The sequence below is a fragment of the Luteibacter sp. UNCMF366Tsu5.1 genome (genome assembly GCF_900119235.1).
In the GTDB taxonomy this organism is placed as follows: domain Bacteria; phylum Pseudomonadota; class Gammaproteobacteria; order Xanthomonadales; family Rhodanobacteraceae; genus Luteibacter; species Luteibacter flocculans.
Map to the genome: position 1 here is coordinate 1 of NZ_FPIS01000016.1, position 1,130 is coordinate 1,130.

The following is a 1,130-nucleotide window of genomic DNA, read 5'->3' on the forward strand; positions in this document are numbered from 1 at the left end:
GCCGTGTCGATCGACAGACAGGGGCCTTGCAGGTCGAGCAGGTAGGCCACGCGACCGGCAAGAATCGAATTCGCGTTACCCGTGAAGCCCGTCGCAGTCAGGCGCTGGTCCGACGTCAGGTGTTGATAGTCGCCACCCGCACAACCGACAAACACGCCGCAGCGTGTGCCCGCAAGACTGCGCGGACCATAGGCCGCGTCTTCGAACGCATGCCAGCAGGTCTGCAGGAACAGACGCTGCTGCGGGTCCATGTGCTCCGCTTCCTTCGGCGAAATACTGAAGAACAGCGGATCGAACTGATCGTGACCGTCCAGCACGCCCATCCAGCGGCTGTTGGTATGACCCGGCTCCGCCGCGCCGGCACGGTAGTAGCGCTCCACCGACCAGCGCGAGGCCGGCACTTCGTCGATGCAGTCGCGCCCTTCCGCCAGGTTGCGCCAGAACGCATCGAGATCGGTCGCTTGCGGGAAGCGCCCCGCCATGCCAATGACCGCGATCGCTTCCGGCTCCGCCGTGCGACGCACGACCGGCGCACCTTGCGGACGACGGCGCGGCGCCGGCAGGCGGCGCGTCGTGACGACGGGTGCGGGCGTGGTTTCCACGGTATCGGGCGTGACCGGCGCCTGCAACGCCACGGGTTCGGGAAGACTGGCGCTGACGTGAGCGGCCAGCTGATCGATGGTGGGATGGCTGTAGACGCGAGTGGCTTCGACAGCCAGCCCGTAAGCCTCGTTGATCCGGCGCACCCAGTTCACGCCACTGATGGAGTCGAGGCCAAGATCGATGAAAGGTGCATCGTCAGCGATGCGATCGGCGTCGAGCTGCAATTCGGTGGCAAGCAGGCGCCGCAGGGTGTCCTTGACGGACTGCGGCGAGGGTCGCTGCATCGGCGTGCCGGTGGCCTGCACCTTGTCGCTTCCGGCCTGACCAAACCGTCCTTCGATACGCCGCGAGGTCGCCGCATTGCCGACAAACGTGCGCGCATGCATTTCCAGTTCGCGCGCGATGACGTCGTCGACGCGGTTTGCCAGGCCGACGTTCCACAACGCCTTGAGCCCGACCAGTCGATGCCGCGGATGCCGCGCCATCCGCGACGCCAACGCCAGTGCCGCCGGCAACACCTCGGCGCG

1 protein-coding gene is annotated in these 1,130 nt (G+C 66.9%); it reads right to left on the reverse strand.

Features of this window, described 5'->3' with window-relative positions; all coding sequences use genetic code 11:
- Positions 1-1,130: beta-ketoacyl synthase N-terminal-like domain-containing protein (locus BT115_RS18215; protein WP_255369478.1), on the reverse strand; the 1,130-nt coding region annotated here is incomplete at both ends.